1 protein-coding gene is annotated in these 997 nt (G+C 57.1%); it reads left to right on the top strand.

Annotated features, from left to right (window positions below):
- The coding region (locus tag GM612_RS12250) for a hypothetical protein (protein WP_216644522.1) at window positions 1–997 on the top strand (997 nt) is incomplete at both ends.

Genomic DNA, 997 nt, shown 5'->3' on the forward strand with positions numbered 1-997 from the left:
AGCTTTGAGTGCTGCTAGTTCCGCAGCCACCAGTTCAGCAAACGCTGCCGCCGCTTCTGCATCAGAAGCCGGGAATTCAGCGAACGCTGCTTCGACTGCTGCCAGTGAAGCCAGCTCCGCAGCTGCCAACTATCCAAACAACGCCACGATCACGACTGCAAACAGTGCCGCACAAAGTGCTGCCACTGCCGCATCCTCATCAGCAAGCCTAGCTAGTTCCGCTGCTGCAACTGCCCAAACGGCTGCCGCTTCGGGTGATCAAAGCTTGGCATCCAGTGCTGCTGCAACTGCTGCCAGTGCTGCAACCGATGCTTCGAACGCTGCAGATACAGCTCAATCCGCTGCCACATTGGCATCTAGTGTTGCCAACTCATTAGCTTTGAGTGCTGCTAGTTCCGCTGCCACCAGTTCAGCGAACGCTGCCGCTGCTTCTGCTTCTGAAGCCGGGAATTCAGCAAACGCTGCTTCGACTGCTGCTAGTGAAGCCAGCTCCGCAGCTGCCAACTATCCAAACAACGCCACGATCACGACTGCAAACAGTGCCGCACAAAGTGCTGCCACTGCTGCTTCTTCATCGGCTAGCTTAGCTAGTTCCGCTGCTGCAACTGCCCAAACGGCTGCCGCTTCGGGTGATCAAAGCTTGGCATCCAGTGCTGCCGCTACGGCTGCCAGTGCTGCTACCGATGCTTCGAACGCTGCCAATACGGCTCAATCAGCTGCCACACTTGCATCAAGTGTTGCCAACTCATTAGCTTTGAGTGCTGCTAGTTCCGCTGCCACCAGTTCAGCGAACGCTGCCGCTGCTTCTGCTTCGGAAGCCGGGAATTCAGCGAACGCTGCTTCGACTGCTGCTAGTGAAGCCAGCTCCGCAGCTGCCAACTATCCAAACAACGCTACGATCACGACTGCAAACAGTGCCGCACAAAGTGCTGCCACTGCCGCATCCTCATCGGCTAGTTTAGCTAGTTCCGCTGCTGCCACTGCTCAAACGGCTGCC

Source organism: Secundilactobacillus folii (genome assembly GCF_009720675.1).
Taxonomy (GTDB): domain Bacteria; phylum Bacillota; class Bacilli; order Lactobacillales; family Lactobacillaceae; genus Secundilactobacillus; species Secundilactobacillus folii.